This window comes from Metallibacterium sp., assembly GCF_054637675.1.
Genome location: NZ_JBTSRB010000044.1, coordinates 1 through 25,211, shown reverse-complemented (window position 1 = coordinate 25,211; position 25,211 = coordinate 1). Strand labels below are relative to the sequence as shown.

The following is a 25,211-nucleotide window of genomic DNA, read 5'->3' as shown; positions in this document are numbered from 1 at the left end:
GTCAACTCCCTCCGCGCCCACTTCTCCACCCACAGCCGCGCTTCACAACCCACACCCCGCACAGAACCGCACAGAACCGCGACCCTACCCGTCAAGCCTACACAACCCCCCATGGGTAACCGGCAGGTGCGCCGAAATTGGCGTTATACGCGCCACGCATCGTCAACGTGCAGACAGTCGCACGCGCGCGAAGCCGCGCTTGCCAACTTGCAGCAAACCCTCAAACCCGGGCGGAAACACGCGCGCGGCGTCCTCGCACGTCTCGCCATCAATACGCACTGCACGCTCGCGCAGCTTGCGATGCGCCTCGGAGTTGCTGGACGTAAGTCCCGCTGCCGTCAACAGCGCCGGCAGGCGCAGGCCCTCGGCCGGAATGGCGATGTCCTGCAGCGACAAGGCACTGATGTCGCCCTCGCCGCGCACGGCTGCATGCCAACCGGCCAGCGCACGCTCGGCTTCGACGACGTCGTGGAAGCGCGCCGCCAGTTCGCGCGCAAGACGCAATTTGACGTCGCGCGGATTGAGCGCACCTGTCGCCACATCTGCATACAGTCGCTGCGCCTCGTCTGCATCGATGTCAAAGCTGAGCAGCTCGATCCAGCGCCACATCAGCGTGTCGTCGATCTTCATGGTCTTGCTGACGATGTCGATCGCCGGCTCATCGATGCCAATGTAGTTGCCCAGTGACTTGGACATCTTGTTGATGCCGTCGAGCCCTTCAAGCAGCGGCATGGTCAGCACGATTTGCGCCGGCTGCCCGTAGCGCTCCTGCAGCACACGCCCCATCAGCAGGTTGAAAGTCTGGTCAGTGCCGCCGAGTTCGACATCGGCAGCCAGCGCCACCGAGTCATAGCCCTGCACCAGTGGATACAAAAATTCGTGGATGGCTATCGGCTGCCGTATCTTGTAGCGTTTGGCGAAATCGTCGCGCTCCAACATGCGCGCGACGGTGTGCTGCGCGGCGAGGCGGATCATGTCGGCCGCGCTCATGCGATCGAACCACTCGGAATTGAAGCGCACCTCGGTGCGTTCGCGATCGAGCACCTTGAACACCTGCGCGGCGTAGGAGCGCGCGTTGGCCTCGATGTCCGCGCGCGTGAGCGGCTTGCGCGTGACGTTCTTGCCGGTGGGATCGCCAATCATCCCGGTGAAATCGCCGATCAGAAAAATCACCTGATGGCCCAGATCCTGGAACTGCCGCATCTTGTTGAGCAGCACCGTGTGGCCGAGATGCAGATCAGGCGCCGTGGGATCGAAGCCAGCCTTGATGCGCAGCGGACGCCTCAGCGCCAGACGCGCGCGCAGTTCATCTTCCTTGAGGATGGTTTCGGCGCCACGGCGAATCTGCGCCAATGCGTGATCGTGTTCGGACATGTCGGCCTCGTGATCGGAACTTGTCGCCCTATGTCGTCAAAGCTCCGTCATGGAGCACGGGGACGACGCGACGTGGGATTCAGCGAACGCTGAATGGGGTTAATTGTGAGTTAAACCGCGCGCTGCGCGCAAAGCCTTTGCAAACAATACGTTGACGCGGTTTTACCCAGATGGTTATGGTACCCCCCGATTTCCGCACGATGGAGCCCCGGGGATGGGCGATCACCAGCTTGCTCGCGGCGCGCGCCGTTTCACGATGCGTGCCGTCGCTACACGGCGACATCTGCGCTACTGCATCATGGCTGCTCGGCGTGCGCGCGAGGCGCTGCTGGTGCGCAAGCGTCATCGCTGGGTGCTCGCGGGCGTTGTGCTCACCGCCGTGGCGCTGGCGCTGGCCATCCTGCCGGCCTGGGCCACATTGCAACGCGAGCACGCCGCGCAGGGCCCGCGCCTGCAATTGCCGCTGGCCGTGCCAAGCCTGACCAAGGATCAAGCCGACACGCTCGCGCAGGAACCCGTCTGGCAGCAGGCCACCGTGCAACCCGGCCAGTCACTGGCCGATCTGTTCAAACAGCAAGGCTTGAACGCCACCGACCTACAATGCGCACTGGACGCTGACAACGGCCAGTCCGGGCTGGCGCGCATCCGCCCCGGTCAGCACTTCGAGTTTTTGCGCGGCGCGCACGACGAGTTGCTGGCGATGCGCTACGACCGCGATGAAACGCAGCGCGTGACCCTGCAGTTCTATGGCAATCGCGCCACCGAGAACGTGCAGCCGCGCAAGCTTGAACGCTGGACGCGCGTCGCGCATGGCGTGATCAACGATTCACTGTTCGATGCCGGCAGCCGCGCCGGCATGAGCAATGCCATGGTGCTGGAATTGGCCAAGGTGTTCGGCTACGACATCGACTTCGCACAGGATCTGCGCGCCGGCGACAGTTTCTCGGTGATTTACGACAACGTTTATCGCGATGGTGAGTATCTGCGCCCGGGCAACATCATCGCCGCCGAGTTCGTCAATCGCGGACGCCGTTACACCGCGTTCCGCTATACCCAGCCCGACGGCAACGTGACCTACTACAGCGAGGACGGGCGCCCGATGCGCAAATCGTTCCTGCGCACGCCGGTGGATTTCACGCGCATCTCCTCGCGCTTCTCGGTGGCGCGCTTGCATCCCGTCCTCGGGCGCATGCGCGCGCACAAGGGCGTGGATTACGCCGCGCCCACGGGCACACCGATCTACGCCGCCGGCGATGGCGTGGTGCAATTCAAGGGTTGGGAAAACGGCTACGGCAATTTCGTGCTGATCCGTCACAACAGGGATATCAGCACCGCCTATGGACATATGTCGCGCTTCGCCAACAGCCTGCGCAAGGGCGAGCGCGTGCGCCAGGGTCAGGTGATCGGCTATGTGGGCATGACCGGCCTCGCCACCGGACCGCATCTGCACTACGAGTTCCGCGTCGATGGCACGCAGCGCGATCCACTCACGGTGACCCTGCCCAAACCCGATCCGCTACCCAGGATGCAGCTCGCGGCCTTCCGCCGCAGCATCGCGCCGATGCTGGTGCAGATCGAGCAAGCGCACGGCCGCGGCACGCGCCTCGCCAGCGCCAGATGATCGCCGGGTGAGCACCGATCTGTATCTGGGCATGATCTCGGGCACCAGCGCCGACGGCATCGACGTGGCGCTGGTGGACTTCAGCCACGGGGTGCATCTGCTGCGTGCGGCCACGTATCCGTATGCGCCCGAGCTACGCGCCGATGTGTTGGCGCTGGCGCAGGGCGACGACGCCGTCGAGCTTGATCAATTCGGTCGTCTGGACGTCCGCATTGGCGAAGCTTTCGCGATCGCCGCGCTGGATTTGCTGCGTGCTGCAGGCACCCGCATGACCACCGTGCGCGCATTGGGCTCGCACGGTCAGACCGTGCGCCATCGCCCCGACGGCCCGCATCCGTTCACGCTGCAACTGGGCGATGCCAGCGTCATCGCCGAACGCACTGGCATGGTCACCGTAGCCGACTTCCGCCGTGCCGATGTCGCTGCCGGAGGGCAAGGCGCGCCACTACTGCCGATTCTGCATGCGGCGCTACTGGCGCGGCCGGGTGAGGCGCGCGCGGTGCTCAATCTCGGTGGCGTCGCCAATCTCACCCTGCTGGATGCCAATGGCGGTGTGCGGGGCTTCGACACCGGGCCGGCCAACGCGCTGCTGGATGCCTGGTGCCAGCGCCATAGTGGCGCGATCTGCGATGTCGACGGTGCGCTGGCGGCCCGCGGCAACGTGGATGCGGCGCTGCTGGCCGAACTGCTGGACGACGCTTATTTCGCTCTGCCCGCACCCAAGAGCACCGGACGCGAATATTTTCATCTGCGCTGGCTGGATGCACACTTGGCGGGCCGCACGCTGGCTGTGGCCGATGTTCAAACCACGCTGCTGGCCTTGACCGCGCACAGCATCGCCGCCGCACTCGCAGCGCATGCGCCGGACACGCACGCGGTTTATGCCTGCGGCGGCGGCGTGCACAACCCGGTGCTGATGCGCGCGCTGGCGCAAGCCCTGCCCTGCGCGCTGCGCAGCACCGCCGACGCGGGCGTGGACCCGGATTTCGTCGAAGCCATGGCCTTTGCCTGGCTGGCGCGGGAACGCCTACGTGGCAGACCCGGCAACCTGCCCGGCGTCACCGGCGCGCGCGGGCCGCGCGTGCTGGGCGCGGTGCATGCGCCTTGGCCGGCAACGCACGCACTGCACTAAACGGCGCCGTCAACGCTGCGCGTCGTCCTCGGGCTTGCGTGCAAATTGGCTGGCCGGCACATCGGCCAGCGCCGCCAGCGCCTCACTGAATGCGCGATCCTCGCCCGTACTGAGCCCAGCGCCCATCTGCCGGCCGAACTCGACTTCGCGCCCAGTGAACGGATCACTGCTGGCCATGCCCAAGCCATGACGCAGCGCGTGCAGGATCACGTCGTTGAGCGACCACTTGCGCGCCAGCGCCAGATCCTTGATGCGCTCGGCCAGCGCTTCGTCGATATGGCGCACCACAATATCCGGCACGGGCTTGGCTCCCGATGAATGAGTCCTGCCCCCTGTATCCTGATTCTGCCACGGCGCGAGCGCAGCGATAACCGCCACGACGCGACGCGCTCAGTTCGCGACGTGGTGTCGCAGCAAGCGCGGGCGCACCCAGAACCACAGCAGCAACGCCGGCAGTGTGGCCACGCATGAAAAAATGAAAAATCCGCTGAAGCCCACCGCACCGACGATGAAGCCCGAGAGTCCACCGATCAGCTTGCCGCTGAGCACGGTCAAGGAACTGAATAGCGCATACTGGGTTGCGGTGTAGCGGTGATCGGTGAGGTCCGACAGAAACGCCACCGCGACCGTGCCCAGCAAGCCGGTGGAGAAGTTGTCGCCAGAGATCATCACCACGAACAGCGGCATGCTGCCGTGGTGCAGTGTCAGCAGCAAAAACAGCAGATTCGACAGCGCCGCGGCCACCAGCGCCCACGGCATGCAGCGCTCCGCGCCCCAACGCAGTACCGCAGCACCGCCAGCGAACGCGCCTGCCAACCCGACCAGCACGCCGTAAAGCTTTGAAACCTCGGCTACCTGCACGAGCTTGAATCCGGCATCCAGATAAAACGGCAGCGCCACCGGGCCCAGCATCTGGTCGGAAATCTTGAACAGCAGAATGAACGCCAGCAGCAGCAGCGCGAGATTCGCCCCGAAGCGCTCGAAGAACTGCCGGAACGGACCGATCACGCCATCATCCAGCGCCGCGCGCCAATTGGCCGCGCGCGCGCGGCGCGCGGCCGGTTCGCGCGCCAGCAGCGTGGTCGCGATCGGCACCAGCAGCAGTGCCGCCATGATGCGGTAGGCCGCGCTCCAGCCGGCGTATTGCGCCAGCACCAGCGCACCGGCGCCGCTGGCAATCAGCGCCACGCGATAACCAAAAATGTAGGTCGAGGCCAGCGCGCCCTGCATTTCGGGCGGGGCGATCTCGATGCGATAGGCATCGATCACCGTGTCCTGCGTGGCGCCAGCAAAGGCGGCCAATCCAGTGATGAGCAAAAACAGCGGCAGCTGCGCGTGCGGGGTGACCTGCGCCATGCCCAGCAAGGCCAAAGCCAGCGCGCATTGCGCCAGCAGCAGCCAACTGCGGCGCTGCCCCAGACGACGCAGCAGCGGCAGCGGGATGCGATCAACCGCCGGCGACCACAGAAACTTGAACGAGTAAGTCAGGCCGATATAACTGATCAGGCCGATGTCATCGAGCGAGACGTGATCCAGCTTCAGCCAACCGGACAGCGTGTAGCCGATCAGCAGAAACGGCAGGCCCGAGGAGAATCCGAAAAAAAACAGCGTCAGCGCCGCCGGCTGGGCGAAGGCCATCAATGTGGCGCGCAAGCCGCGCGCGGCGCTCATCGCAAATCCACGTCGTAATCCACCGCGTAGGCCGCGTGGTCGGAAAAGCGCGGACTGCGATGCACCTGACAGGCGCGCAGTTGCTCGCGCAAACCCGGTGTTGCCAGCTGGTAGTCAATGCGCCAGCCGACATCCTTGGCGTAAGCCTCGCCACGGTTCGACCACCACGTGTATTCCTGCGCGTCGGGCTTCAGGGTGCGGTAGGTGTCAACCCAGCCGCGTTGCTCGACCTGTTCATTCAACCAGGCGCGCTCCGCGGGCAAACAACCCGAGTTCTTCTGGTTGGATTTCCAGTTCTTGATGTCCAGCGCGCTGCGCACGATGTTCCAGTCGCCGCACAGCACATAATCGCGGCCGCTGCGCAGCCAACCATCGAGCACACCGGCGAACCACGCCATCACCTCGAACTTGAAGCCCTGGCGCAACTCGCCGGAGGAGCCCGAGGGCAGATACAGCGACACCACGCTGAGCGCACCGAAGCGCGCTTCAAGATAGCGCCCTTCGCAGTCGAACGGCTCCCAGCCCAGCGTATCCAGCACCGCGTCCGGCGTGCACCGCGAAAACACCGCCACACCGCTGTAGCCCTTCTTGCTGTGCGCGTCGTGCCAGTGGCAGTGATAACCCGCAGGGCGATGCGCGACATCAAGCTGCGTTTCCTGCGCCTTGGTTTCCTGCAGGCACATCACATCGGCCTGCTGCGTCGGCAGCCACTCGAACAGACCCTTGCGCGCGGCCGAGCGGATGCCGTTGGCGTTCAAGGAGAGGATGCGCATGCGTGGGCTCGACTGCGAAGCAGGCGCGACCATGCCTCGCCGATGCGCGCCAAGTCAACGCACGCAGGTCATGGATGCGTCGCCCTGCCATCGCCTCGATAATGTCAGTACTTGTCAAGCGGCCCTCACCATGCATGCTTATCAGCAGGACTTTCTTGCACTCGCGCACGCCGCCGGAGTGCTGCGTTTCGGCAGCTTCACGCTGAAATCCGGACGGCAAAGTCCCTACTTTTTCAACCTCGGGCAGATCGCCACGGGCGCCAGGCTGGAGCGACTCGGCGCTGCTTACGCCGCTTGCATCGAAGCCTCGGGCGTGGGTTTCGACATGCTGTTCGGCCCCGCCTACAAGGGCATTCCGCTGGTCACGGCCACGGCCATCGCCCTGGCCGAGCGCCACGGCCACGATGTGCCGCTGGCCTACAACCGCAAGGAAGCCAAGAATCACGGCGAGGGCGGCGTGATCGTCGGCGCGGCGCTGAGCGGGCGCGTGCTGGTGATCGACGACGTACTGACTGCGGGCACCGCGGTGCGCGAATCGCTGGCGCTGATTCGCGCGCACGGCGCCACGCCCGCTGGCGTGGTGATCGCGTTGAATCGTCAGGAACGTGGCCAGGGCACGCGCTCGGCGGCGCAGGAGCTGACCCGCGAACACGGTCTGCCGGTGCTGGCCATCGTCGGTTTGAACGAGATCATGGATTACGTGAGCGCGCAGCCCGAGTTGGCCACGATCGGCGCCGAGCTGGCGACGTATCGCGCGCGCTACGGCGTCGCCTGAACACATGACACCAGCCGCGACATGCGCAACACATCGCTTGTCGATGGCCAACGGCCGGTTATCATGAGTCTTTGCTCGCGCCAGCGCGCGGAATCCGGATTCAGCTGATGCGGGTCAACGTCATCGCGTGGGACAACGGCCTTGGCCTCTCCAGGCATCTGCGCCTGCTGGCCGGCGCGCTGCGCGCCAGCGGCCACGACGTCACCATGACCGGCCTGCGCCGCAGCAATTGGCGCAAGCTGGGGCGGCGCATCGAGCTGGGCACGCGCAACGCATGGAATCACGCACTTGGCGATCGCGGCTGGGCGCGTCATGACGTCAATTTGCTGATCGAGCACATCCGCCCCGAGTTCCTGCCGGCCGCGCGGCGCAACGTGCTGCTGCCGCATCCGGAGTGGTTCCTCGACAGCGACCGCGCGCTACTGCCGCGCATCGACGCCGTGTTCGCGCAGACGCAACATGCGGTCGCCATTTTCGAGCGACTCGGCCAGCGCGTGCTCTACACCGGCTTCACCAGCGAGGACCGGCGTGATGTTTCGGTGCCGCGCGAGCGCGCGTTTTTCCACCTCGCTGGGCGCAGCCAGAACAAAGGCAGCGAGCGCCTGCTGGCACTGTGGTGCAAGCATCCAGAATGGCCGTGCCTGACCGTGATACAGAACCCCAAGAGCGCCACGCCATGCGCGCCCGCGGCCAACATCGAGCATCGCATCGATTACCTCGACGATACCGCATTGCAGCGCCTGCAGAACGCGCACTGGTTCCACTTGTGCCCATCCGAAACCGAGGGTTATGGCCATTATCTGGTCGAGGCCATGGGCATCGGCGCCGTGGTGCTGACCACCGACGCCGCGCCGATGAACGAGTTCATCACCTCCACGCGCGGCTTGCGCGTGGCTTGCACACGCAGCGGTCGCCAGAATCTGGCCACGACGCATTATTTCGATGACGCCGCGATGGAGCAGACCATCGCGCAAGCCATGGCCCTGAGCGACACGGATCTGGCGCGCCTGGGCGGCGCTGCGCGCGTCTGGTTTGAGGACAATGCGCGCGCGTTTCCGCAGCGCGTGGATACCGCGCTGCAGGCGTTGTCGCGCTGAAGCAACAGCGCGATTCACTCTAATGGCCTTGCGCTCTTGCCCACAATCGTGTCGTAAATCACATATATCGTGACTTTGTAATGAAAACGTACATTGTGAATTGCGCGCACCATCACTAGCATTCAGCGTGCAATCACACAGCGGTCATCGCGCCAGTGCATGATCGTTGCGGAGACAGGGGCGGCTGTAAGGATGCTGTGGTTTGCAAAGGAGTAAGCCATCATGGCCAGTGTCAATCTGGTCTACCGTGACAACGGCTTTGGTCTGAGTCGAGACTTTCGCCTGTTGGCGGGCGCACTGCGCCACAACGGATGTGAGGTCTACGCCACGCGCCTTGATGCGCACAGCGAACGTCGTCGTCGTCGTCGTGGTGTTGCCGCTTGCCTGCAGGCGCCTCGTCTGTTGGCCGGCAGCTTGCGCCGACATCTGGCCGCGCCACGCTTCGATCTGAACATCATGTTCGAGCACTTGTGGCCCGAACAGCGCCCGCTGGCGCAGCGCAACGCCGTGCTGCCCAACCCGGAATGGTTCGATCGTCACGACCAGCGCCGCATCGGCAGCATCGACGCGGTCTGGGCCAAAAGCCGCGATGCGCTGGATATCTTTCAGGCGCTGGGCTGCAGTGCGCAATTGGTCGGTTTCCACAGCGAGGATCGCCTGGATCGTGACGTGCCACGCCAGCGCCAGTTTCTGCATCTGGCCGGCGGCAGCCGCACCAAGGGCACACAGCGTCTGCTCGCGCTGTGGCGCCGACACCCTGAATGGCCGCGACTGACCGTGTTGCAGCATCCCAGCGAGGCGATCGAGACGCCCGCAGCAGCCAACATCGACCACCGTATCGGCTACCTCGATCCGCGACGACCGGAGGCGCTGCATGAATTGGTGCGTCTGCAGAATAGTCATCAGTTTCATGTCTGCACCTCGGAAGCCGACGCCTGGGGGCATTATCTGGTCGAGGCACTGGGCGTCGGCGCAGTGACGCTGACCGTGGATGCGCCGCCGATGAACGAACGCATCACGCCCGAATGCGGGCTGCTGGTGCCTTATGTGCGGCGCGAGCCCATGGGTTTGGCCACACGCTATTACTTCGATGAGCGTGCGCTGGAGCGCACCGTGGATTACGCGCTGAGCCTGGATGCGCACGCGCTGCGGCGGATCAGCGACAACGCCCGCGCCTGCTTCGAGCGCAACCGCGACGCCTTCGATCAGCGCGTGGGCGCGGCGCTGCAGCGCAGTTTGCGCTGAGGGCATGACGTATTTGATTGCGTACTGGCGCGCGCGCCGGCGCCAGCCTTGGCAGACGTGGCTGGGACTGGGCGCGTTGGCGCTGGCCGCGCTGACCGCCGTATCCAACCTGCCGCAACCGCTGCAATCCAGCACCGCCGCGGCGCTGGCCCTGCTGGCGCTTCTGCTCAGCGGCGCGCTGCCGTGGCGCACGCTGCGCCGACATCCGGTGCCGTGGTTGATCCTCGCGCTGCTGTTGTACTGCTTGGCGCAGGCTGCGCTGGTGGCGCAGCCCGGCGCGCAACTGGGTTACGCGCGCCAGCTCACGCTTAGCACCGAACCGCTGAAAGTATTGGTGTATGCCTGCGTGTTCGGCTGGTGGCTGGCGCGCTATCCGCAGTGGATCATGCGCGTGCTCAAGCTGATGGCGCTGGGCTGGCTGCTGTGGGCGCTGGCACAGTTGCCCTGGTTGCATCTGGATGCGCTGACCGCGGGCACACTGCGCCTGCGTCTGGGCTACGCGGAAAATCTCACCGGAGCTTTTGCAGCGCTGGTGCTGTTGATCGGCATGTGTGGCGCATGGCTGTGCCGGCGCGATGACCTCGCACCCGAGTTGACCGGCTTGCGCAGCGACGCGTGGGCGCTGCTGACGCTGGCGGCACTGCTGGTGTTGCTGTTCGCGCAATCACGTGGCGCATGGCTGGCCGCGGTCGCCGGTGCCGCAATACTGTTCGTGCTTGGCCGCGCACCGCGACGCAGTGTGAGTGCGTTGCGCTGGCGCACTTGGATCGGGCTGGGCGTGCTGACCTTCGCGCTGATCGCCTATGTGGCGCGTCCGGCGGTGCTGCAGCGTTTCGACGGCGGCGGCACCGCGGCGCTGAGTGTGCTCGACGGGGGGGCCGTCTCCGCCGCCGCGCCCTCCGTCGGCCTGCGTCTGGAACTATGGCGCTTTGCCGTGCACATGATTGCGCAGCGCCCCATGCTCGGCTGGGGCCTGGCCAGTATCCAGCCGGCCATCGCCGCCCACGGCATCGCCTGGCAGGGTTACGTGCCGCCGCACCTGCACGACACGCCGCTGCAGGTCGCCGCGGGCATGGGACTGATCGGCCTGCTGCTGCTGGGCGCGGCGTTCCTGCTGCCGCTACGCGATCTGCTGCGCGCCTGGCGCCGCGATATCGATGCACGCCCGCAACTGGCGCTGTTGCTGGCGCTGTGCGTGGTGCTGCTCACCGTCAATCTGTTCGACTATCTGGCGTGGAGCAACGGCTACATGCGCGGTCCGCTGGAAATCGTGCTGGGCTGCGCCATGGCGGTCTCGCTGCGCTGGCGCGGCGGTGAACCGATGCTACCTCGAGCATCCGGCTGATGCCGGACAGCAAAAAGCCTGCTGCAATGCAGGCTTTAGCGTTGGCATGCCCATCGTGCTGGCCTACTTGATCTTGCCTTCCTTGTAGATCACGTGCTTGCGGACGACCGGGTCGTACTTCTTGACTTCCATCTTGTCCGGCGTGGTCTTCTTGTTCTTGTCGGTGGTGTAGAAATGACCGGTGCCGGCCGAGGACGTCAGACGAATCTTGTCGCGCTTGGATGCCATGGCTGGATACTCCTCAGATCTTCTCGCCGCGCGCGCGCAGCTCGGCAATCACGGTTTCGATGCCCTTCTTGTCGATGATGCGCAGGGCGTGGCTGGAAACGCGCAACTTGATCCAGCGGTTCTCGCTGGGCACCCAGAAACGGCGCTCGTGCAGATTGGGCAACCAGCGGCGGCGGGTTTTGTTGTTGGCGTGCGAGACGTTGTTGCCGACCTGCACACCCTTGCCTGTGACTTGGCAGACGCGGGACATCGGAATCTCCGGTGATGACATGAATGCCGTCCTTGGCCAGGGCGGCAGCGGCCCGGCGACCCCTGCGGGCCACGCGATGCCGGAAGTTGTGCCGCAAACCCGCGCATCGCGTCGCGCAGGCGACCCAGGACAAGTGCATAGGCCGGCGTAATACAGCCTGATAGCTTAGCCAGTTTGCGGTTGCGCAGGCAACAGGCGCTTGCGCACAGGTGCAGCGCAGGCGCTGCTGTGGGATGATTTCCGGCCTTTGTTCCCACACATCCTTTCAAGCATACGGAGTCCAACCATGGCAGAGACCCTCACCAACGGCCAGGCCGAGCAGCCACAGCTTTCGCTGCAGAAACTCTACGTGCGCGATGTGTCCTTCGAGGCACCCAATGCGCCGCAGGTGTTTCAGGACATGGGCCGCAGCGACGCGCAGCCGCAGATCCAGCTCAACCTCAACCAGAAGGCTGCCGAGCTGGGCGAGGGCGCTTATGAGGTGGTGCTGACGCTGACCCTGACCTGCACCATGGACGAGCGTACCGTGTATCTGGCCGAAGTGCAGCAGGCCGGCATTTTCGGCATCACCGGCTTCGATCAGGCCAACCGCGAGGCGATCCTTGGCGCCTACTGCCCCAACGTGCTGTTCCCGTACGCGCGCCAGGTGATCTCCGATCTGATCCAGAACGGCGGCTTCCCGCCATTTTTCCTGCAGCCGGTCAACTTCGACGCGCTGTACGCCGAGCAGCAGCGCCGCCAGGCGATGCCGGAAGCGCCGGCCGCGCACGTCTGAGGCGATGAGCGACACCACGCGCGTCGCGGTCCTGGGCGCAGGCTCCTGGGGCACGGCGCTGGCCGCCGTGCTGGCGCGGCACGGCGCCGAAACCCGTCTGTGGGGTCGCGACGCGACGCAGATGACGGCGCTGGCTGCAGCGCGTCGCAACCTGCGCTATCTGCCGGAGCTGGAACTGCCGGACACACTGGCGTTCACGCATGATTTGGCACGCGCGCTGGCCGACGTCGACGTGGTGCTGATCGTGGTGCCCAGCCACGCCTTCGCCACGTTGCTGGAGCAGATTGAAACCCCGCTGCCGGCGCAAGCCGGCATCGCCTGGGCGACCAAGGGCTTCGAGCCGGGTACCGGGCGGTTTCTGCACGAACTGGTCGGCGCGCGCTTCCCCGGGCGCCCGGCCGCAGTCGTCACCGGCCCGTCGTTCGCACGCGAAGTGGCGCAGGGTCTGCCCACGGCGCTGACCGTGCACGCGCTCGATACCGCGTTCGCGCAACAGCTTGCCGCGCTGTTGCACGGACCGGCGCTGCGCGCCTATTCCGGTGCCGATGTGCTGGGCGCGGAACTGGGCGGCGCCATGAAGAACGTGCTGGCCGTAGCCACTGGCGCCGCCGACGGCATGCAGCTCGGCCTGAACGCGCGCGCCGGACTGATCACCCGCGGCATGAACGAAATGCTGCGCCTCGGCATGGCCCTGGGCGCGCGCGCCGAAACCCTGATGGGCCTGGCCGGACTGGGCGATCTGGTGCTGACCTGCACCGGCGATCTGTCGCGCAACCGCCGCCTCGGCATGGCGCTGGGCCGCGGTGTGCCGCTGGCGCAGGCGCTGGCCGAGATCGGCCAGGTCGTCGAGAGCGTGCTCACCGCCGAAGAGGTGGTGCGCCTGGCCGAGCGTTGGGATCTGGATCTGCCGATCAGCTTCCACGTGCGCGCCGTATTGCGCGGCGAGATGACGCCGGGCGAAGGCTTGCGCGCACTGCTGGCGCGCGAACAGAAACCCGAGTATCCGGCCGGGCTGTTCGAGTCACGCTGAGCGGATTCGACGCCGATCCCGTGAGCGGCGCGGACAGGTCGCGAACATCGCTGCAGCCGTCGCTCACGGTGCTAAGCTCGAAAGGTTTGGCGCCCGCCGGGCGCCTGGAACGAGACCGTGGGCAGCACGCCTTCACGCATACACCCGCCGGCCGCTGCGTCGGAACTGATCAGCCTGCCGGCCGCCTGGCGGCGGCTGTTCGCCAGCCACGCACCAGCGCCGGACGCTGCCGGCGTGCTCGGATTCCTGCTCGAATTGACTACCGCGGATGGCCAGGCCGCGGCCGAGCTGGACGTGGCGCCAGTGCTGCTGACCGCGCTCGGCAACAGTCGCTACGCACGGCCGCTGCCGCTGGATGCCAAGCGCCTTGGGCAAGGCGGCCTGAGCCTGCCGCAGCAGCGTCTGGCGGCGAGCCTGCTGGGCCTGCCGCAGGTGGCGCGCAAGGGGCGCAGCTATGCGCGCCTCGCTGGTGCGCTCGGCGACGCGCTGCTGATCGAGATGCTGGACAGCGCCCCCTGCCTGTTCGGCGGCGTCGCCGGATTGCACATGCAGCGCGGCGCTGGCAAGTCACTGCGCTGGCACTGGCAGATCGAAGCCGATGGGCGTCAGCGCCTGCTGCCTGCGTTGCGTCCCGGCCAGCGCCTGCTGCGCATCGGCGCGCTGTGGGTACTGGATGCCGAGCACGCCAACCTGTGCCCACTCGAAGGTGAAGCCGATGCCGCGGTGCTGCTCGATGCGCCGCCGTTGCCGCCCGAATCCAGCGCCGCGCTGGCAGCACTGCTGCCGGGCACGCGCTGGGCTGGGCAGATTCCAGCGCCACAACAATTCGCCGCGGTGGCGCGCGCCGAACTTAGTCCCAGACCGGTGCTGACCCTGCACGCGCTCACCCGCCATGCGCGCCTCGCCGCCGGCGCGCCGCCGCCGGCCTATGCACGGCTCAGTTTCGAGTACGGCGGCGAGCGCCTGCCCGGACGCGGCGGCGAAGGGCTGGTACGGCGCGTGCGCGAGGGCAAGCTGGTGGAAATCGCGCGCAAGCGTGCCGATGAACTGGCCGCGATGGAACGCCTCGAAGCCGTCGGTCTCACCCCGGCGGTGGACACCGAAGGCCTGCCCTGGGATCTGGCCGACACCTTGCCCGAGGACGCATGGATGTTCCCCGGCGCCGGCCACACCGGCGCGTTGGAGGTCAACACACCAGCGCGCTGGCTGGCGCTGCGCGCGCGCCTCGAAGCCGAGGGCATGCAGTTCGATTACGCGCCCAGCTTTCCGTTCGAGGTGCTGGACGGCGCGCCGCAGTGGTACGGCGTGGCCATACCCAGCGCCGATCAACGGCAGTTCGCGCTGGAGGTGGGGCTGGAACTGGACGGTCGGCGCATCAACCTGCTGCCGGCGGTGGCGCAGGCGCTGGCCGAGCGTCAAATCAGTCTTTCCCCGGCCGCGCACGAGCCCGAGGACGCGGTGTGGTACGCGCCGCTGGATGCGCGCCGCCGCATTCCGGTGCGCCTGTCCGCGCTGCGCGCGCTGCTGGCGCCGCTGGCCGAGTATCTGGATCGGCCGCGCCCGCAATTGCTGCTGCCACGCGTGCAGGCCGGACGTCTGGCCGAACTACGCAGCGCGCTGCCGGCTGAGCGGCCGCTGGAGGCGCCGGCCGAGCTGGCCGATTTCACTCAACGCTTGCTGCGTACCGCCGCCGCCGCCAGCGATGCGCCACCGAGCACGTTGCGCGCCGAGCTGCGTCCCTATCAGCGCGAAGGTCTGCGCTGGTTGAACGCGCTGGCCGAAGCCGGTCTGGGCGGCGTGCTGGCCGACGACATGGGTCTGGGCAAGACCGTGCAACTGCTCGCGCATCTGCTCACGCTGAAAGCGCAGGGCAAGCTGCCGGCGCCGGCGCTGCTGGTGGTACCCACCAGTCTGATCCCCAACTGGGAACAGGAAAGCACGCGCTTCGCCCCGGATCTGCGCCTGCTCACCCTGCACGGCGCGCAGCGCAGCGAACACTTTGAGCGCATCGCGCAACACGATGTGGTGCTGACCAGCTACGCCCTGCTGCCGCGCGATGTCGCCGTGCTGCGTCGCGAAGCGTTCACGCTGGCGGTGCTGGACGAGGCGCAGCAGGTCAAGAACCCGCGCACGCGCGCGCGCCGTGCATTGCAGGAGCTGGCGCCACCGCGCGTGCTGGCGCTGACCGGCACGCCGCTGGAAAACCATCTCGGCGAGTTGTGGGCGCAGCTCGATCTGACCGTGCCCGGCCTGCTCGGCGACGAGCACGGCTTCCGCAAGCACTACCGTCAGCCGATCGAGAAGCAGGGCGATGCCGAGGCGCAGGCACGACTCAACCAGCGCATCGCGCCATTCATCCTGCGCCGCACTAAGGCGCAGGTCGCCACCGAGCTGCCGCCGAAAACCGAGATCACGCGCAACGTGCGCCTGGAAGGTCGTCAGCGCGAGCTGTACGAAGGACTGCGCCTGACCCTGACCGAGGAGCTGCGCCAGGTGATCGTGCAGCGAGGCATCGAGCACAGCGGCATCGTCGTGCTGGATGCGCTGCTGAAGCTGCGCCAGGTGTGCTGCGATCCGCGCCTGGTCAAGCTCGAGGCCGCGCGCGGCGTGCACGAATCGGCCAAGCTCGAATTGCTCATGGAGATGCTGCCGGCGCTGGTCGATGAAGGTCGCAGCGTGCTGCTGTTCAGTCAGTTCACCAGCATGCTGGCGCTGATCGCGCGCGAACTGGATCGCCTGCGCATTCCCTACCTGCTGCTGACCGGCGACACGCGCGATCGTGCCACGCCGGTGCGCCGCTTCCAGGCTGGCGAGGTGCCGCTGTTCCTGCTTTCGCTCAAGGCCGGCGGCGTCGGCCTCAACCTCACCGCCGCCGACACCGTGATCCACTACGACCCGTGGTGGAACCCGGCCGCCGAGGCGCAGGCGGTCGATCGCGCGCACCGCATCGGCCAGGACAAGCCCGTGTTCGTGTATCGCCTGGTCGCGGCTGGCACCGTCGAGGAACGCATCGAGGCACTGAAGCAGCGCAAGGCCGCGTTGGCCGAAGCCGTGCTCGACGGCGGCGGCAGCCGCGAGCGGCTGAGCTTCGGTCAGGATGATCTGGATCTGCTGCTGGCACCCTACGCCAGCTGAGCGCCGGACTGTGCGCAGCGCTGTTGCGTGCCGGTGCACAGTGCGTGCGCCGCGGTGCACTTGGCGGCGGACGGGAGCGCGCGCATGTTGCAAGCAGCGGCGCAGCGCGCCATCCGGAATCACCGCCATGAGCACTCGCAACCTGATTCGCAATCTTCCCGGCCTGCCCACCAGCGACGGCGCCGGAGTCAAACTCACCCGCCTGATCGGCCAGCCGATGCTGGACATGCTGGATCCGTTCCTGCTGCTCGATGCGTTCGGCTCGGAGCGCGGCACCGATTACATCGCCGGTTTTCCAGAGCACCCGCATCGCGGCTTCGAGACCGTCACCTACATGCTCGCCGGGCGCATGCGCCACCGCGACAACCACGGCAACAGCGGCCTGCTGGTCGCCGGCGGCGCGCAATGGATGACCGCGGGCGCGGGCCTGATCCACTCCGAGATGCCCGAGCAAAGCGACGGCGAGATGCGCGGCTTCCAGTTGTGGGTGAACCTGCCCGCCACGCACAAGATGATCGCGCCGCGCTATCAGGACATCGCGCCCGAGCAAATCCCCGTGCTCACGCCCGCAGCGGGCGCCAGCGTGCGCCTGATCGCCGGCGAGGCCTTCGGCGCGCGTGGTCCGGTGCAGGGCATTCTCACGCAGCCGCTGTTCGTGGACATCGCGCTCGCAGCGGGTGCAGCGTTCACACTGCCGCTGCCGGCCGCGCACACCGCGTTCGTCCATGCATTCGAGGGCGCGAGCGTGCAGGTTGGCGACACGTGGTTGGCCGCGCAGGAACTCGGCGTGCTCGGCGCTGGCGAGCAGATCGAACTGCGCGCCACGGATGCACCGACGCGGCTGATCCTGGTCGCCGCCGCGCCATTGCACGAGCCAGTGGCGCGCTACGGCCCATTCGTGATGAACACGCGTGCGCAGATCGAACAGGCGGTCGCGGATTTCCGCAACGGCCGCATGTGAGTTGGCGCGGCGCTGGACGATTCAATGCAGCCAGCGCCCGCCGCGGCGGCCAGGCGGCACGCGGAACTCGATGCTGGATGCGCTGCCGGTAGCGGCCTGTTCGCGCGTGGTCGGCGGATGCACGCGCCAGTATTCGGCCAGTGCCCCGACCGTCTCGGGCAATTGCGCGAGATAGCTGTCGTATTCGGCATCGTCCAGTGCCTCGACTTCATCGTCGGTGGCCAGCGCGCCGGATTCGATGGCCAGCACCACCACCGGATTGAGCAGGTGCATCAGCTCGGCGTCCTGCTCGAGGCGCAGCTCCCAGAGCTCGGCGCGCAGGTTGATGCCTTGCGCGAAACCATGGCACCAGCCGGCGGCGCTGAGCGCGCTGTCGCCCTCATCGGTATCGACCTCGCCGAGGATCGGCTCGTAGCGCTCGTGCTCGATCTCCAGCGGAATCGAATCGCTGAGCCGCGCCAGCAGGCTGAGGATGTGGTTACCCTCGGCGGCATCGTCGAAGGGCTCGTGCAGCACCTCGGGCAGCCACTCGTCGGGGCGCGCCGGCTCGGGACCGATCAGCAGCGCGGTGAGCAGGCCGTGCACGCCGTCCAGCAGCGGGCCATCGTCGGTGTTGTGGCGGCGCAGAAACAGATCCAGCTCGTCGAGTTCGGCGTCAGTGAGAGACAGGGCGGGGTCGTCGTTCATGCCAGTTCCAGCAGCACGGGGGCGTGATCCGAGGGCCGTTCCCAGGTGCGTGGGATACGGTCGATCGCGGCGGCGCGCAAGCGCGGGTGCAGGGCGCGGCTGCTGAGGATCAAGTCGATGCGCAGGCCGAGATTGCGCCGGAAACCACCTTGGCGATAGTCCCACCAACTGTAGTGACCGGGGTCGTCGTGCAAGGCACGGAAGCTGTCTTCCAGGCCCAGCGCCAGCAAACCTTGCAGGGCTTCGCGCTCCGGAGCGCTGCACAAAATCTGGTCGCGCCACGCCAGCGGATCGTGCACGTCGCGGTCATCGGGCGCGATGTTGAAATCGCCCAGCACGACCAGCTCTGGATGACGCGCCAACTCGGTTTCTAGAAACGCGCGCACGGCGCCGAGCCAGCGCAGTTTGTAGGCGTATTTGTCGCTGTCCACGGCCTGACCGTTGACCACGTAAAGATTCACCACGCGCAGGCCATCGATGTCGGCGGCGAGGAAACGCCGCTGCGGATCATCCAGTCCGGGCAGCTCGCGCAGCACCTGCCGCGGCGGCGTGCGCGCCAGCAGCGCCACGCCGTTGTAGGTCTTCTGCCCGCTGCACACGGCGTGATAGCCGACCGTCGAGAATTCGGCGGCGGGAAAGCGCGCGTCTTCCAGCTTGGTTTCCTGCAGCGCGAGCAGATCCGGGCGCTCGGCCTCAAGCCACTGCAGCACCTGCGGCAAACGCACGCCCAGCGAATTGACGTTCCAGGAGGCCAGCTTCATGCGCGCATTTTAAGGGCTTGGACGTCGCGGCGCAGAGCCTCAAGGCAATTTGCTTGTGGCACGAGAATATGACCGGCAAACTGCGGCAGGTTGTCCGGTTTGTCCGGATTGCTTGCAGAATCGTATGCAAAACGTGCACCACGCGTGCCCGGTTTGTCATGCGCGCGCACGCGAGTCAGGCTAGCGTTGTGATATCTGTCGAGGCGCCTTCCATGTCACCGAAACCCATCGTACTGACCGTCGCCAGCCTGCTGCTGCTCGCGCGCGGCGCCAGCGCCGCACCTGCGCAACCGACGCCCGCGGAACTGCCCAGCGGCCGCCTGCTGGCACCCGTCGGCGTGCTGACGAGCACGCCCAATTTTCCCACCCAGGTGGTGGTCGCCGAAGGCCATGTGGCGGTACTCAACGGCGGCGCCAACAAACTGCAGAGTTTGCGCCTGTATGCGGCCGACGATTTGCACACGCTCGCCGTGATCAGCACGCTGCTGGGCAAATCGCACGCCACCGCGGTGCCCGGTGCCAACGTGGCGCAGGGCCGCGGCGGCGAACTGTCGGCGCCAGTGAGCGCGGTGATTCCCAATCAAAGCCTGTTCCAGGGTTTGAGCTCCGGCGCCAACGGCATGCTCTATGCCACCGGGGGCGCCAGCGACGATCTGCTGGCGTTCGCCACGCACGACGGCACGCTCAGACTGCAGCGACGCTACGCGCTGCACTGGCAGGCGTTTCCGCGCACACAGTATCCGTATCAATACGCTGGCAACCAACAACAAACGCGGCATTTCTACCCGGACAGCGTGGTGATCGGCCCTGGCGGCGCGCACGCCTATGTCACCGGCCTGCTGGCCAACAGTCTGGCGCGCGTGAATCTAACCAGCGGCGCCGTGCGCTATCTCAACGTGGGCAGCTATCCGTTCGCCGTGACGCTGGCCGACGGCGGCCAGCGTCTGGTGGTCAGCGACTGGGGCGGCAACGGTGTCAGCGTGATCGACCGCGCGGCGTGGAAGATGCTGGGCGCGGTGCCCACCGGCCCGGTGCTGGGTCCGCGCAGTTTCGCCGCCGGCGCGCATCCGACCGCGCTGGCCGCGCAACCGGGCACGCCGTTGGTGTGGGTGGCCGATGCCAATCTCGATCGCATCGTCGCGGTCGATACGCAAACCCTGAAGGCCGTGCGCGTGCTTGATGACGCGCCGTATCCCGACGCCCCGCCCGGCTCCTATCCCGATGCGCTGGCACTGGCGCACGGGCAACTGTTCGTGGCCAACGCCGGCAACGATGACGTGGCGGTGCTCGACCTCGCCAGCGGCCAGCGCGCGGCGCTGATTCCCACCGGCTGGTATCCCACCGCGCTGGCGGTGCGCAAGGACGCGCTGTACGTGGTCAGCGCCAAGGGCATGGGCAGCGGCCCCAATCTTAAGCATCAGTGGGTGGGCGATTTCATGCATGGCCTGCTGCAGCGCGTGGATCTGCGCGAGCTGCCCGCGCACGCCAGCCTGTGGACCGCGCAGGCGCTGGGCAACGATGGCTTCACGCCGACGCAGCGCGATACGCTGACCGCCGCCAATGCCGCATCCAGCGCATGGCTGCATGCGCACATCCACCACGTGGTGTTCATCCTGCGCGAGAACAAAACCTTCGACGAGAATCTGGGCGACTATCCCGCGGCTGGTCACTGGGCCGATCCCGCGCTGGATTTGTACGGCCCGCGGCAGTTGCCCAACCTCTACGCCGCGGCCGCGCGCGGCGCGCTGCTCGTGAACTTCTATGCCGACGGCGAGGTGACCTCGCAAGGCCATCAGTGGACCACCGCCGGTTCCGATTCGGATTTCCTGCAGCGCACCTGGTCCCTGTACTACTCGGACCGCGGCTACATTCCCAACTCGGGCTGGACGCAATCGCTCAAGCCCGATGCGCGCGGCGCGCGCAACCCCTACGCGATTTACACCAACCTCAGTGCGCTCGGGCACTGGAGCAATCCGTGGATCACCTACCCGGCGCGCCTGTTCCTGTTCAACGATCTGCTCGCGCACCACGTCAGCTTCGAGGACTTCGGCGAGTTCGCGGCGCGCAACAAGATCGGTGACATCTCGCCGGCGCTGCGCGCGCATCTAGCGATGAACTACCCGGCCTGGGACCGGCTGGTGCTGGATACGCAGCGCGCGTCCATCGCCGATCGCTGGATCCGCGCGCACGCGAAACACCTGCCGCGCGTGATCTACATCTGGCTGCCGGATGACCACACCGCCGGCCGTGCCGCGTGCATGGCCAGTCCGGACAGCTATGTCGCCAACAATGATTACGCCACCGCCGAGGTGATCCATACGCTGTCCAAGCTGCCCGAGTGGAAGCACACCCTGGTGCTGCTCACCGAGGACGATGCGCAGTCCGGTGCCGATCACATCAACGCGCACCGCACTTTCGCGGTGGCGCTGGGGCCGTGGGTCAAGTCCGGGGTGCTGGACACACAGCACCTCTCGCAAGTGGACTTGCTGCGCACCATCGAGGCGGTGGCCGACATTCCGCCGATGTCGCAGTGGGACGCCAATGCACACGTGCTCGGTGGCATCTGGCGCGCCACGCCCGACGCCGCGCCCGCGCCGGTGCTGCCGATGCGGACCGCGATGCTGCGCAACCCCGGTCACTGCGCGGCCGATTCACCGTTCCGCCACTGGCCGGTCGACCACGTGCCCGGCGCCGATCACATCGCCTGGAACACGCTGCCGCCCGCGCGCAGCTACACGCCCACCGCGTTGCTGAAAATCAGCGGCCCCGAGCAACTGCGCCAGGAATGGCTGGCCAGCAAGGGTCCATCCGCCTATGCCGCGCTGTTGCGGCGGCTCAACACCATGGCCGCAAAACAGCAGCGCCCGCTGAGCAGTCTGATCGCCGGCGATGGTGGCGATTGAGAACGCGTTGAATTCCCGTGCGAACGCCACGCCACGCTTCAGGTCGCGTTCGCCGCCGCGATTCTGCAGTCAGACCACCGCCTCGCCGCTGGCCTGCTCCAGACTGACGCGACGCGTTTCCGGAATACCGACCAGCGTGAGCACCGCGCCGATCAGCGCGGTGACGGCCAGAAAGGCCACGGCAAAGCTTTGTCCGTAGTCCTGGAACAGACGCGGAAACACGAACACGCCCAGCGCCGCACCCAGCCTGCCTGCGGCGACGCTGAGGCCCTGCACCAGCCCGCGCACGCGCGTGGCGGCCATCTCGACGCCGAGCATGCCGGCGCCGCTGATCGAGCCCGGCCCGGCCTGATTGAAGAAGAAAAACAAGCCGTACAGCGTGATGCCCCACAGCGGCGCGCTGATGCCGGGGTGATAGGAGTACGCATACAAGCCGAGCATCGCACCCATCAGCACGAAGCCCCATGCCTGCAAGGGCTTGCGTCCCCAGCGATCGATCAGCAACACCGCCACCACGCTACCGCTGACGCTGAAAATCGCCGAGTTGACCAACTGGAACTCGGCTGGCGTGAGGCCCACGCCCTTGCCCAGCAGGCTCGGTCCGAACAGGCCACCGGCATAGATGACGATGTCGTACACGAACCACAGCAGGCTGATCATGGCGAAGCGCCGCCAGTAGCGTGCGAAGTAATCGCGCATGCCGGCGCCCAGGCTGACTTCGGCCAGCGTCTGCGCGGCCACCGCAGCGCCCGCCACCTGCGCCAGCACGGCCTTGAGCGCTTCGCCATCGCCCTTGATGTGCGCGTGGTAGCGCGGCGTTTCCGGCAAACGCCGACGCAGCAAAATCACCGCGCCGGCCGGGATCACGCCGGCGCCGAGGGTGATGCGCCATTGCAGGTCCGGCGGCACGTGCAGGTATTCGAGCGCGATCTGCAGCAGCGCCGCGCTGATCGCGCCCAGCACCCACATCAGCGAGAAGCCCACGGTCAGCGCCTTGCCGCGATCGCGCGCGTTGCTGTGCTCGGCCATGATCATCGGCGACAACACGTAATCGGCGCCGATGCCGAAGCCTAGCAGCGTGCGTGCCGCGATCAGCATCCAGATGTTGCCGCAGAACGCCTGCGCCAGCGCTGCGACGGCCATCAGCGTCACGTCGATGCCGTAGAAGCGCTTGCGTCCGGCGTTGGAGATCACGCCAAACACGATCGCGCCGGCCGCCGAAGCCAGCAGCGCGCTGGCCACCAACAAGGACGACTGCAGGCCGGTGAGGCGGTCCACACCGAAGCTGTGCAGCACCATCGGCAACACCACGCTGATCGAGATCAGGTCGTAGCCATCGGTGAACACACCCATGCCGGCGGTGATCAGCGCGCGCGCGTGGAAGCGCGAGAAGCGCTGCTGGTCGAGCACGTCCAGCGCGCTCGGATTCGGTGTCGCCATGCAAGCAGTCCTCATGCGGATGCGGCAATAGGTTCGGGGGATCCGCCAGCCAGCCCGAGCCGCTGCAGGAGCGCACGGCCGACAAGATGCGACGGTTGCTTCAGGACATCAGCCATCCATTTCCGGAGAAGGCGATTACAGCACGAAGCGCCCCGATTGCCGCGTCGCGCCGGCGAGTACCGGCACGACGCAACTGCCGCGATCAGAAATCGAACGTGGCCGAGGCGAAGTAGGCGCGCGGCTCCTCCATCAGCACGCTCGAGTACGGATTGCCGGCGAAGGTGGTGTATTCAAAGCCGGTCACGTCGTAATGCCGGTTGAACAGGTTGTCGATGTGCAACGCAAGTTTGACGTTCTTCAGCATACCCATGCCCAGATCCAGGGTGTCACGGATAGCGAAGTTCGTCACCGCGTAACCGGGGATCGTGACAGCGCTCGCCAAGCCGGAGGTGAGCTGGTTCAGGTACTGCGAACTCGCGTAGTGCAGATTTATATTCGCGCGCCAACTCCCCCGTTTCCAGCCCACACCGAGGTTGGCCAGATGCCGGGGTACGTTGGCCAAAGGCATTCCGGGATTGACCTGTGTGCCGAAATAGTTAAAGCTGGAACTGAAGTAAGCCTTGTTCAAGGGCAAGTTGCCGAAAATGCTGAAGTCGCCGTAGTCGGTGGTGTGCAGGGTTTGCTGAGCGTCGAGTTCGATACCCGAGTAAGTCGACTTGCCGCCATTGACTGTTGTTGTCAATTGGCTAATGGGGTTGGTCACGGAGATGAAGGTGTTGGTGAAGTTCTCGCGATACCCGTTCAGTGAACCCTCGAACCCGTGTGCCTCGTAACGCGCCCCGACCTCGAAATCGCGCACGTATTCGGGCTTCACATTGAGCGGCACGACGACGGGGATTCCGGCAGCGTTAGACTCGCCAATGTTGCCGTAGTACGCGCTGATATTCGGGAACTTCATGTTCTCACCCCACGCGGCATACAAACTGACGTGACGTATCGGGCGCCAGTTGATGCCCAGCGTCGGCGAGGTGAAGTGCTCCGTGTCTTGTAGGGCGCCCATGATGGGGTAGAAGAATCCGACTTGGTCTTCATCATAGGTCTTGGCATACAGGTACTTCAGGCCCGGCGTGACGTGCACCTTGCCGCCGAACAGGCTGATCTGGTCCTGCACGAACACTGATGCCAAAGTGCGCGTGTCGTTTTCATACCAGGCGTCGTTGTAGCCATTGACCAATGGCATGGGATTGGCGCCGTACCAGAATTCGGCCGAAAACAGGTGGGTATGCGAATACGCGCCGCCGAACTGCACCAGGTTGTGCGGCAGATTCAGCGTGAAATGCGGTATGAAGCCAAACTGTTGGGCGCTATTCATATAGGTGTGATAGTCAATGCCTGCTATATATGGACAGCCAACGGTTTGATAGCCCGTGAAGACGCAGGCGGAGACGGGGAAGGGGAAGGTTGCGGCAGGGTTGTAAGGGAGTTGAGTCAAATAGGGAAAGTACCAGCCCGGCGTATTGGGCAGAGAGTACGGCTGCGTCGCGCTCTGGATGAACGCCGGATTGGCATAGGAGACACGGTTGTAGACTTTGTCGATTGCATAGAACCTGGTGTTGAACGAAAATACCTTGTTGACCTGCATCTTGTCGCCGAGAATGTAGGTGCCCACGTGAGACTTGTTGTAGCTGTTGGTCCAGCTCAGCGGCCAGCCGTAGCCATAGCCGAATTGCTGGAGTAGTGGCACCGGGATGGAGTGCGGGGTGAAGCCCGTGTTGGTGTTGTAGATCGCGTAGGCATAGAGTTCGCCCGCGCCATCGGCATAGGGCAGCACGCCGGAGTAATTGATATTGAGGTTGCGGTTGCCCGAGTTGGCCTGCCAACCGGCGCTGGTATTGTGACTAATGCTGATCAGGCTGCGCACGCCAGCAATGCTGCCCGTATTGGCGGTAATTCCATAGAACCAGGTGCTGAAGCTGCCACCCCCCATGGTGACCGAGGCATCCGGCTT

At 66.0% G+C, this 25,211-nt stretch carries 21 protein-coding genes; 11 read left to right on the top strand and 10 right to left on the bottom strand.

The window, feature by feature from the left end; translation table 11 throughout:
• Nucleotides 1-162: 162 nt before the first annotated feature.
• Nucleotides 163-1,374, bottom strand: a complete 1,212-nt coding sequence (tyrS, locus tag ACYDAT_RS12270; protein WP_461439224.1) for a tyrosine--tRNA ligase — start codon at nucleotides 1,372-1,374, stop codon at nucleotides 163-165.
• 298 nt (nucleotides 1,375-1,672) lie between these two features.
• On the opposite strand from tyrS, the gene ACYDAT_RS12265 reads away from it, so the two are divergent.
• Nucleotides 1,673-2,995, top strand: a complete 1,323-nt coding sequence (locus ACYDAT_RS12265) for a peptidoglycan DD-metalloendopeptidase family protein (RefSeq protein ID WP_461442011.1) — start codon at nucleotides 1,673-1,675, stop codon at nucleotides 2,993-2,995.
• 7 nt (nucleotides 2,996-3,002) lie between these two features.
• A complete protein-coding gene (locus ACYDAT_RS12260; RefSeq protein ID WP_461439226.1) occupies nucleotides 3,003-4,127 on the top strand; it encodes an anhydro-N-acetylmuramic acid kinase in 1,125 nt (374 codons plus the stop codon).
• Nucleotides 4,128-4,136: 9 nt separating this feature from the next.
• On the opposite strand, the gene ACYDAT_RS12255 is transcribed toward ACYDAT_RS12260, so the two are convergent.
• The 3 genes from ACYDAT_RS12255 to ACYDAT_RS12245 all read right to left on the bottom strand — a co-directional run bounded on the left by ACYDAT_RS12255 (nucleotide 4,137) and on the right by ACYDAT_RS12245 (nucleotide 6,571).
• Nucleotides 4,137-4,427, bottom strand: coding sequence for a hypothetical protein (locus tag ACYDAT_RS12255; protein ID WP_461442009.1), 291 nt, complete (start codon nucleotides 4,425-4,427; stop codon nucleotides 4,137-4,139).
• A gap of 90 nt (nucleotides 4,428-4,517) precedes the next feature.
• The gene (locus ACYDAT_RS12250; RefSeq protein WP_461450403.1) at nucleotides 4,518-5,798 is read right to left on the bottom strand and encodes an AmpG family muropeptide MFS transporter; all 1,281 of its coding nucleotides are present in this window, start codon (nucleotides 5,796-5,798) and stop codon (nucleotides 4,518-4,520) included.
• On the bottom strand, nucleotides 5,795-6,571 hold the full coding sequence (locus tag ACYDAT_RS12245; protein ID WP_461450401.1) for an exodeoxyribonuclease III: 777 nt from the start codon (nucleotides 6,569-6,571) through the stop codon (nucleotides 5,795-5,797). Before ACYDAT_RS12245 ends, ACYDAT_RS12250 begins: the two co-directional genes overlap by 4 nt.
• A 130-nt stretch (nucleotides 6,572-6,701) precedes the next feature.
• On the opposite strand from ACYDAT_RS12245, the gene pyrE reads away from it, so the two are divergent.
• The 4 genes from pyrE to ACYDAT_RS12225 all read left to right on the top strand — a co-directional run bounded on the left by pyrE (nucleotide 6,702) and on the right by ACYDAT_RS12225 (nucleotide 11,033).
• On the top strand, nucleotides 6,702-7,346 hold the full coding sequence (gene pyrE / locus ACYDAT_RS12240) for an orotate phosphoribosyltransferase (RefSeq protein WP_461439230.1): 645 nt from the start codon (nucleotides 6,702-6,704) through the stop codon (nucleotides 7,344-7,346).
• Nucleotides 7,347-7,453: 107 nt separating this feature from the next.
• Nucleotides 7,454-8,443, top strand: a complete 990-nt coding sequence (locus ACYDAT_RS12235; protein WP_461439231.1) for a glycosyltransferase family protein — start codon at nucleotides 7,454-7,456, stop codon at nucleotides 8,441-8,443.
• A 222-nt stretch (nucleotides 8,444-8,665) separates the two neighbouring features.
• The gene (locus tag ACYDAT_RS12230) at nucleotides 8,666-9,688 is read left to right on the top strand and encodes a glycosyltransferase family protein (RefSeq protein ID WP_297920131.1); all 1,023 of its coding nucleotides are present in this window, start codon (nucleotides 8,666-8,668) and stop codon (nucleotides 9,686-9,688) included.
• 4 nt (nucleotides 9,689-9,692) lie between these two features.
• Nucleotides 9,693-11,033 carry an O-antigen ligase family protein gene (locus ACYDAT_RS12225; protein WP_461450399.1) on the top strand — a complete coding sequence of 447 codons (1,341 nt, stop codon included), beginning with the start codon at nucleotides 9,693-9,695 and terminating at the stop codon, nucleotides 11,031-11,033.
• Nucleotides 11,034-11,096: 63 nt separating this feature from the next.
• Here the strand turns inward: ACYDAT_RS12225 and rpmG are convergent, their stop codons facing one another.
• Entirely contained in the window at nucleotides 11,097-11,261 is a 165-nt protein-coding gene (gene rpmG / locus ACYDAT_RS12220) for a 50S ribosomal protein L33 (protein ID WP_081126579.1), read from the bottom strand.
• Nucleotides 11,262-11,274: 13 nt separating this feature from the next.
• The gene (rpmB, locus tag ACYDAT_RS12215) at nucleotides 11,275-11,511 is read right to left on the bottom strand and encodes a 50S ribosomal protein L28 (RefSeq protein WP_461439233.1); all 237 of its coding nucleotides are present in this window, start codon (nucleotides 11,509-11,511) and stop codon (nucleotides 11,275-11,277) included.
• A gap of 286 nt (nucleotides 11,512-11,797) precedes the next feature.
• On the opposite strand from rpmB, the gene secB reads away from it, so the two are divergent.
• The 4 genes from secB to ACYDAT_RS12195 all read left to right on the top strand — a co-directional run bounded on the left by secB (nucleotide 11,798) and on the right by ACYDAT_RS12195 (nucleotide 17,412).
• Nucleotides 11,798-12,286, top strand: a complete 489-nt coding sequence (gene secB, locus ACYDAT_RS12210; RefSeq protein WP_297900035.1) for a protein-export chaperone SecB — start codon at nucleotides 11,798-11,800, stop codon at nucleotides 12,284-12,286.
• A gap of 4 nt (nucleotides 12,287-12,290) precedes the next feature.
• Entirely contained in the window at nucleotides 12,291-13,316 is a 1,026-nt protein-coding gene (locus tag ACYDAT_RS12205; protein ID WP_461439234.1) for an NAD(P)H-dependent glycerol-3-phosphate dehydrogenase, read from the top strand.
• Nucleotides 13,317-13,433: 117 nt separating this feature from the next.
• Complete coding sequence (locus tag ACYDAT_RS12200; RefSeq protein ID WP_461450397.1) at nucleotides 13,434-16,451, top strand: DEAD/DEAH box helicase; 3,018 nt, start codon at nucleotides 13,434-13,436, stop codon at nucleotides 16,449-16,451.
• A 127-nt stretch (nucleotides 16,452-16,578) separates the two neighbouring features.
• Complete coding sequence (locus tag ACYDAT_RS12195) at nucleotides 16,579-17,412, top strand: pirin family protein (RefSeq protein ID WP_461450395.1); 834 nt, start codon at nucleotides 16,579-16,581, stop codon at nucleotides 17,410-17,412.
• A 21-nt stretch (nucleotides 17,413-17,433) separates the two neighbouring features.
• On the opposite strand, the gene ACYDAT_RS12190 is transcribed toward ACYDAT_RS12195, so the two are convergent.
• Nucleotides 17,434-18,099, bottom strand: a complete 666-nt coding sequence (locus ACYDAT_RS12190; protein ID WP_461442006.1) for a UPF0149 family protein — start codon at nucleotides 18,097-18,099, stop codon at nucleotides 17,434-17,436.
• Entirely contained in the window at nucleotides 18,096-18,860 is a 765-nt protein-coding gene (gene xth / locus ACYDAT_RS12185) for an exodeoxyribonuclease III (RefSeq protein WP_461439238.1), read from the bottom strand. Before xth ends, ACYDAT_RS12190 begins: the two co-directional genes overlap by 4 nt.
• Before the next feature lie 212 nt (nucleotides 18,861-19,072).
• On the opposite strand from xth, the gene ACYDAT_RS12180 reads away from it, so the two are divergent.
• Nucleotides 19,073-21,763, top strand: coding sequence for a bifunctional YncE family protein/alkaline phosphatase family protein (locus ACYDAT_RS12180; RefSeq protein WP_461450393.1), 2,691 nt, complete (start codon nucleotides 19,073-19,075; stop codon nucleotides 21,761-21,763).
• A 69-nt stretch (nucleotides 21,764-21,832) separates the two neighbouring features.
• Here the strand turns inward: ACYDAT_RS12180 and ACYDAT_RS12175 are convergent, their stop codons facing one another.
• Together ACYDAT_RS12175 and ACYDAT_RS12170 are read right to left on the bottom strand one after the other, a co-directional pair.
• Nucleotides 21,833-23,203 (bottom strand): MFS transporter, encoded by a 1,371-nt coding sequence (locus ACYDAT_RS12175; RefSeq protein ID WP_461450391.1) that lies wholly within the window; start codon nucleotides 23,201-23,203, stop codon nucleotides 21,833-21,835.
• Nucleotides 23,204-23,405: 202 nt separating this feature from the next.
• Nucleotides 23,406-25,211 (bottom strand): TonB-dependent receptor (locus tag ACYDAT_RS12170; RefSeq protein ID WP_461450389.1); only part of this gene is annotated, 1,806 nt, incomplete at its 5' end.

Bases quoted from the DNA above. Each gene is read 5' to 3' on its own strand.
- ACYDAT_RS12225 (WP_461450399.1), top strand. From the start codon at position 9,693: ATGACGTATTTGATTGCGTACTGGCGCGCGCGCCGGCGCCAGCCTTGG.
- ACYDAT_RS12190 (WP_461442006.1), bottom strand. From the start codon at position 18,099: ATGAACGACGACCCCGCCCTGTCTCTCACTGACGCCGAACTCGACGAG.
- ACYDAT_RS12180 (WP_461450393.1), top strand. From the start codon at position 19,073: ATGTCACCGAAACCCATCGTACTGACCGTCGCCAGCCTGCTGCTGCTC.
- ACYDAT_RS12235 (WP_461439231.1), top strand. From the start codon at position 7,454: ATGCGGGTCAACGTCATCGCGTGGGACAACGGCCTTGGCCTCTCCAGG.
- ACYDAT_RS12250 (WP_461450403.1), bottom strand. From the start codon at position 5,798: ATGAGCGCCGCGCGCGGCTTGCGCGCCACATTGATGGCCTTCGCCCAG.
- pyrE (WP_461439230.1), top strand. From the start codon at position 6,702: ATGCATGCTTATCAGCAGGACTTTCTTGCACTCGCGCACGCCGCCGGA.
- xth (WP_461439238.1), bottom strand. From the start codon at position 18,860: ATGAAGCTGGCCTCCTGGAACGTCAATTCGCTGGGCGTGCGTTTGCCG.
- ACYDAT_RS12195 (WP_461450395.1), top strand. From the start codon at position 16,579: ATGAGCACTCGCAACCTGATTCGCAATCTTCCCGGCCTGCCCACCAGC.
- ACYDAT_RS12175 (WP_461450391.1), bottom strand. From the start codon at position 23,203: ATGGCGACACCGAATCCGAGCGCGCTGGACGTGCTCGACCAGCAGCGC.
- ACYDAT_RS12230 (WP_297920131.1), top strand. From the start codon at position 8,666: ATGGCCAGTGTCAATCTGGTCTACCGTGACAACGGCTTTGGTCTGAGT.
- ACYDAT_RS12205 (WP_461439234.1), top strand. From the start codon at position 12,291: ATGAGCGACACCACGCGCGTCGCGGTCCTGGGCGCAGGCTCCTGGGGC.
- ACYDAT_RS12265 (WP_461442011.1), top strand. From the start codon at position 1,673: ATGGCTGCTCGGCGTGCGCGCGAGGCGCTGCTGGTGCGCAAGCGTCAT.
- rpmB (WP_461439233.1), bottom strand. From the start codon at position 11,511: ATGTCCCGCGTCTGCCAAGTCACAGGCAAGGGTGTGCAGGTCGGCAAC.
- secB (WP_297900035.1), top strand. From the start codon at position 11,798: ATGGCAGAGACCCTCACCAACGGCCAGGCCGAGCAGCCACAGCTTTCG.
- ACYDAT_RS12245 (WP_461450401.1), bottom strand. From the start codon at position 6,571: ATGCGCATCCTCTCCTTGAACGCCAACGGCATCCGCTCGGCCGCGCGC.
- tyrS (WP_461439224.1), bottom strand. From the start codon at position 1,374: ATGTCCGAACACGATCACGCATTGGCGCAGATTCGCCGTGGCGCCGAA.
- rpmG (WP_081126579.1), bottom strand. From the start codon at position 11,261: ATGGCATCCAAGCGCGACAAGATTCGTCTGACGTCCTCGGCCGGCACC.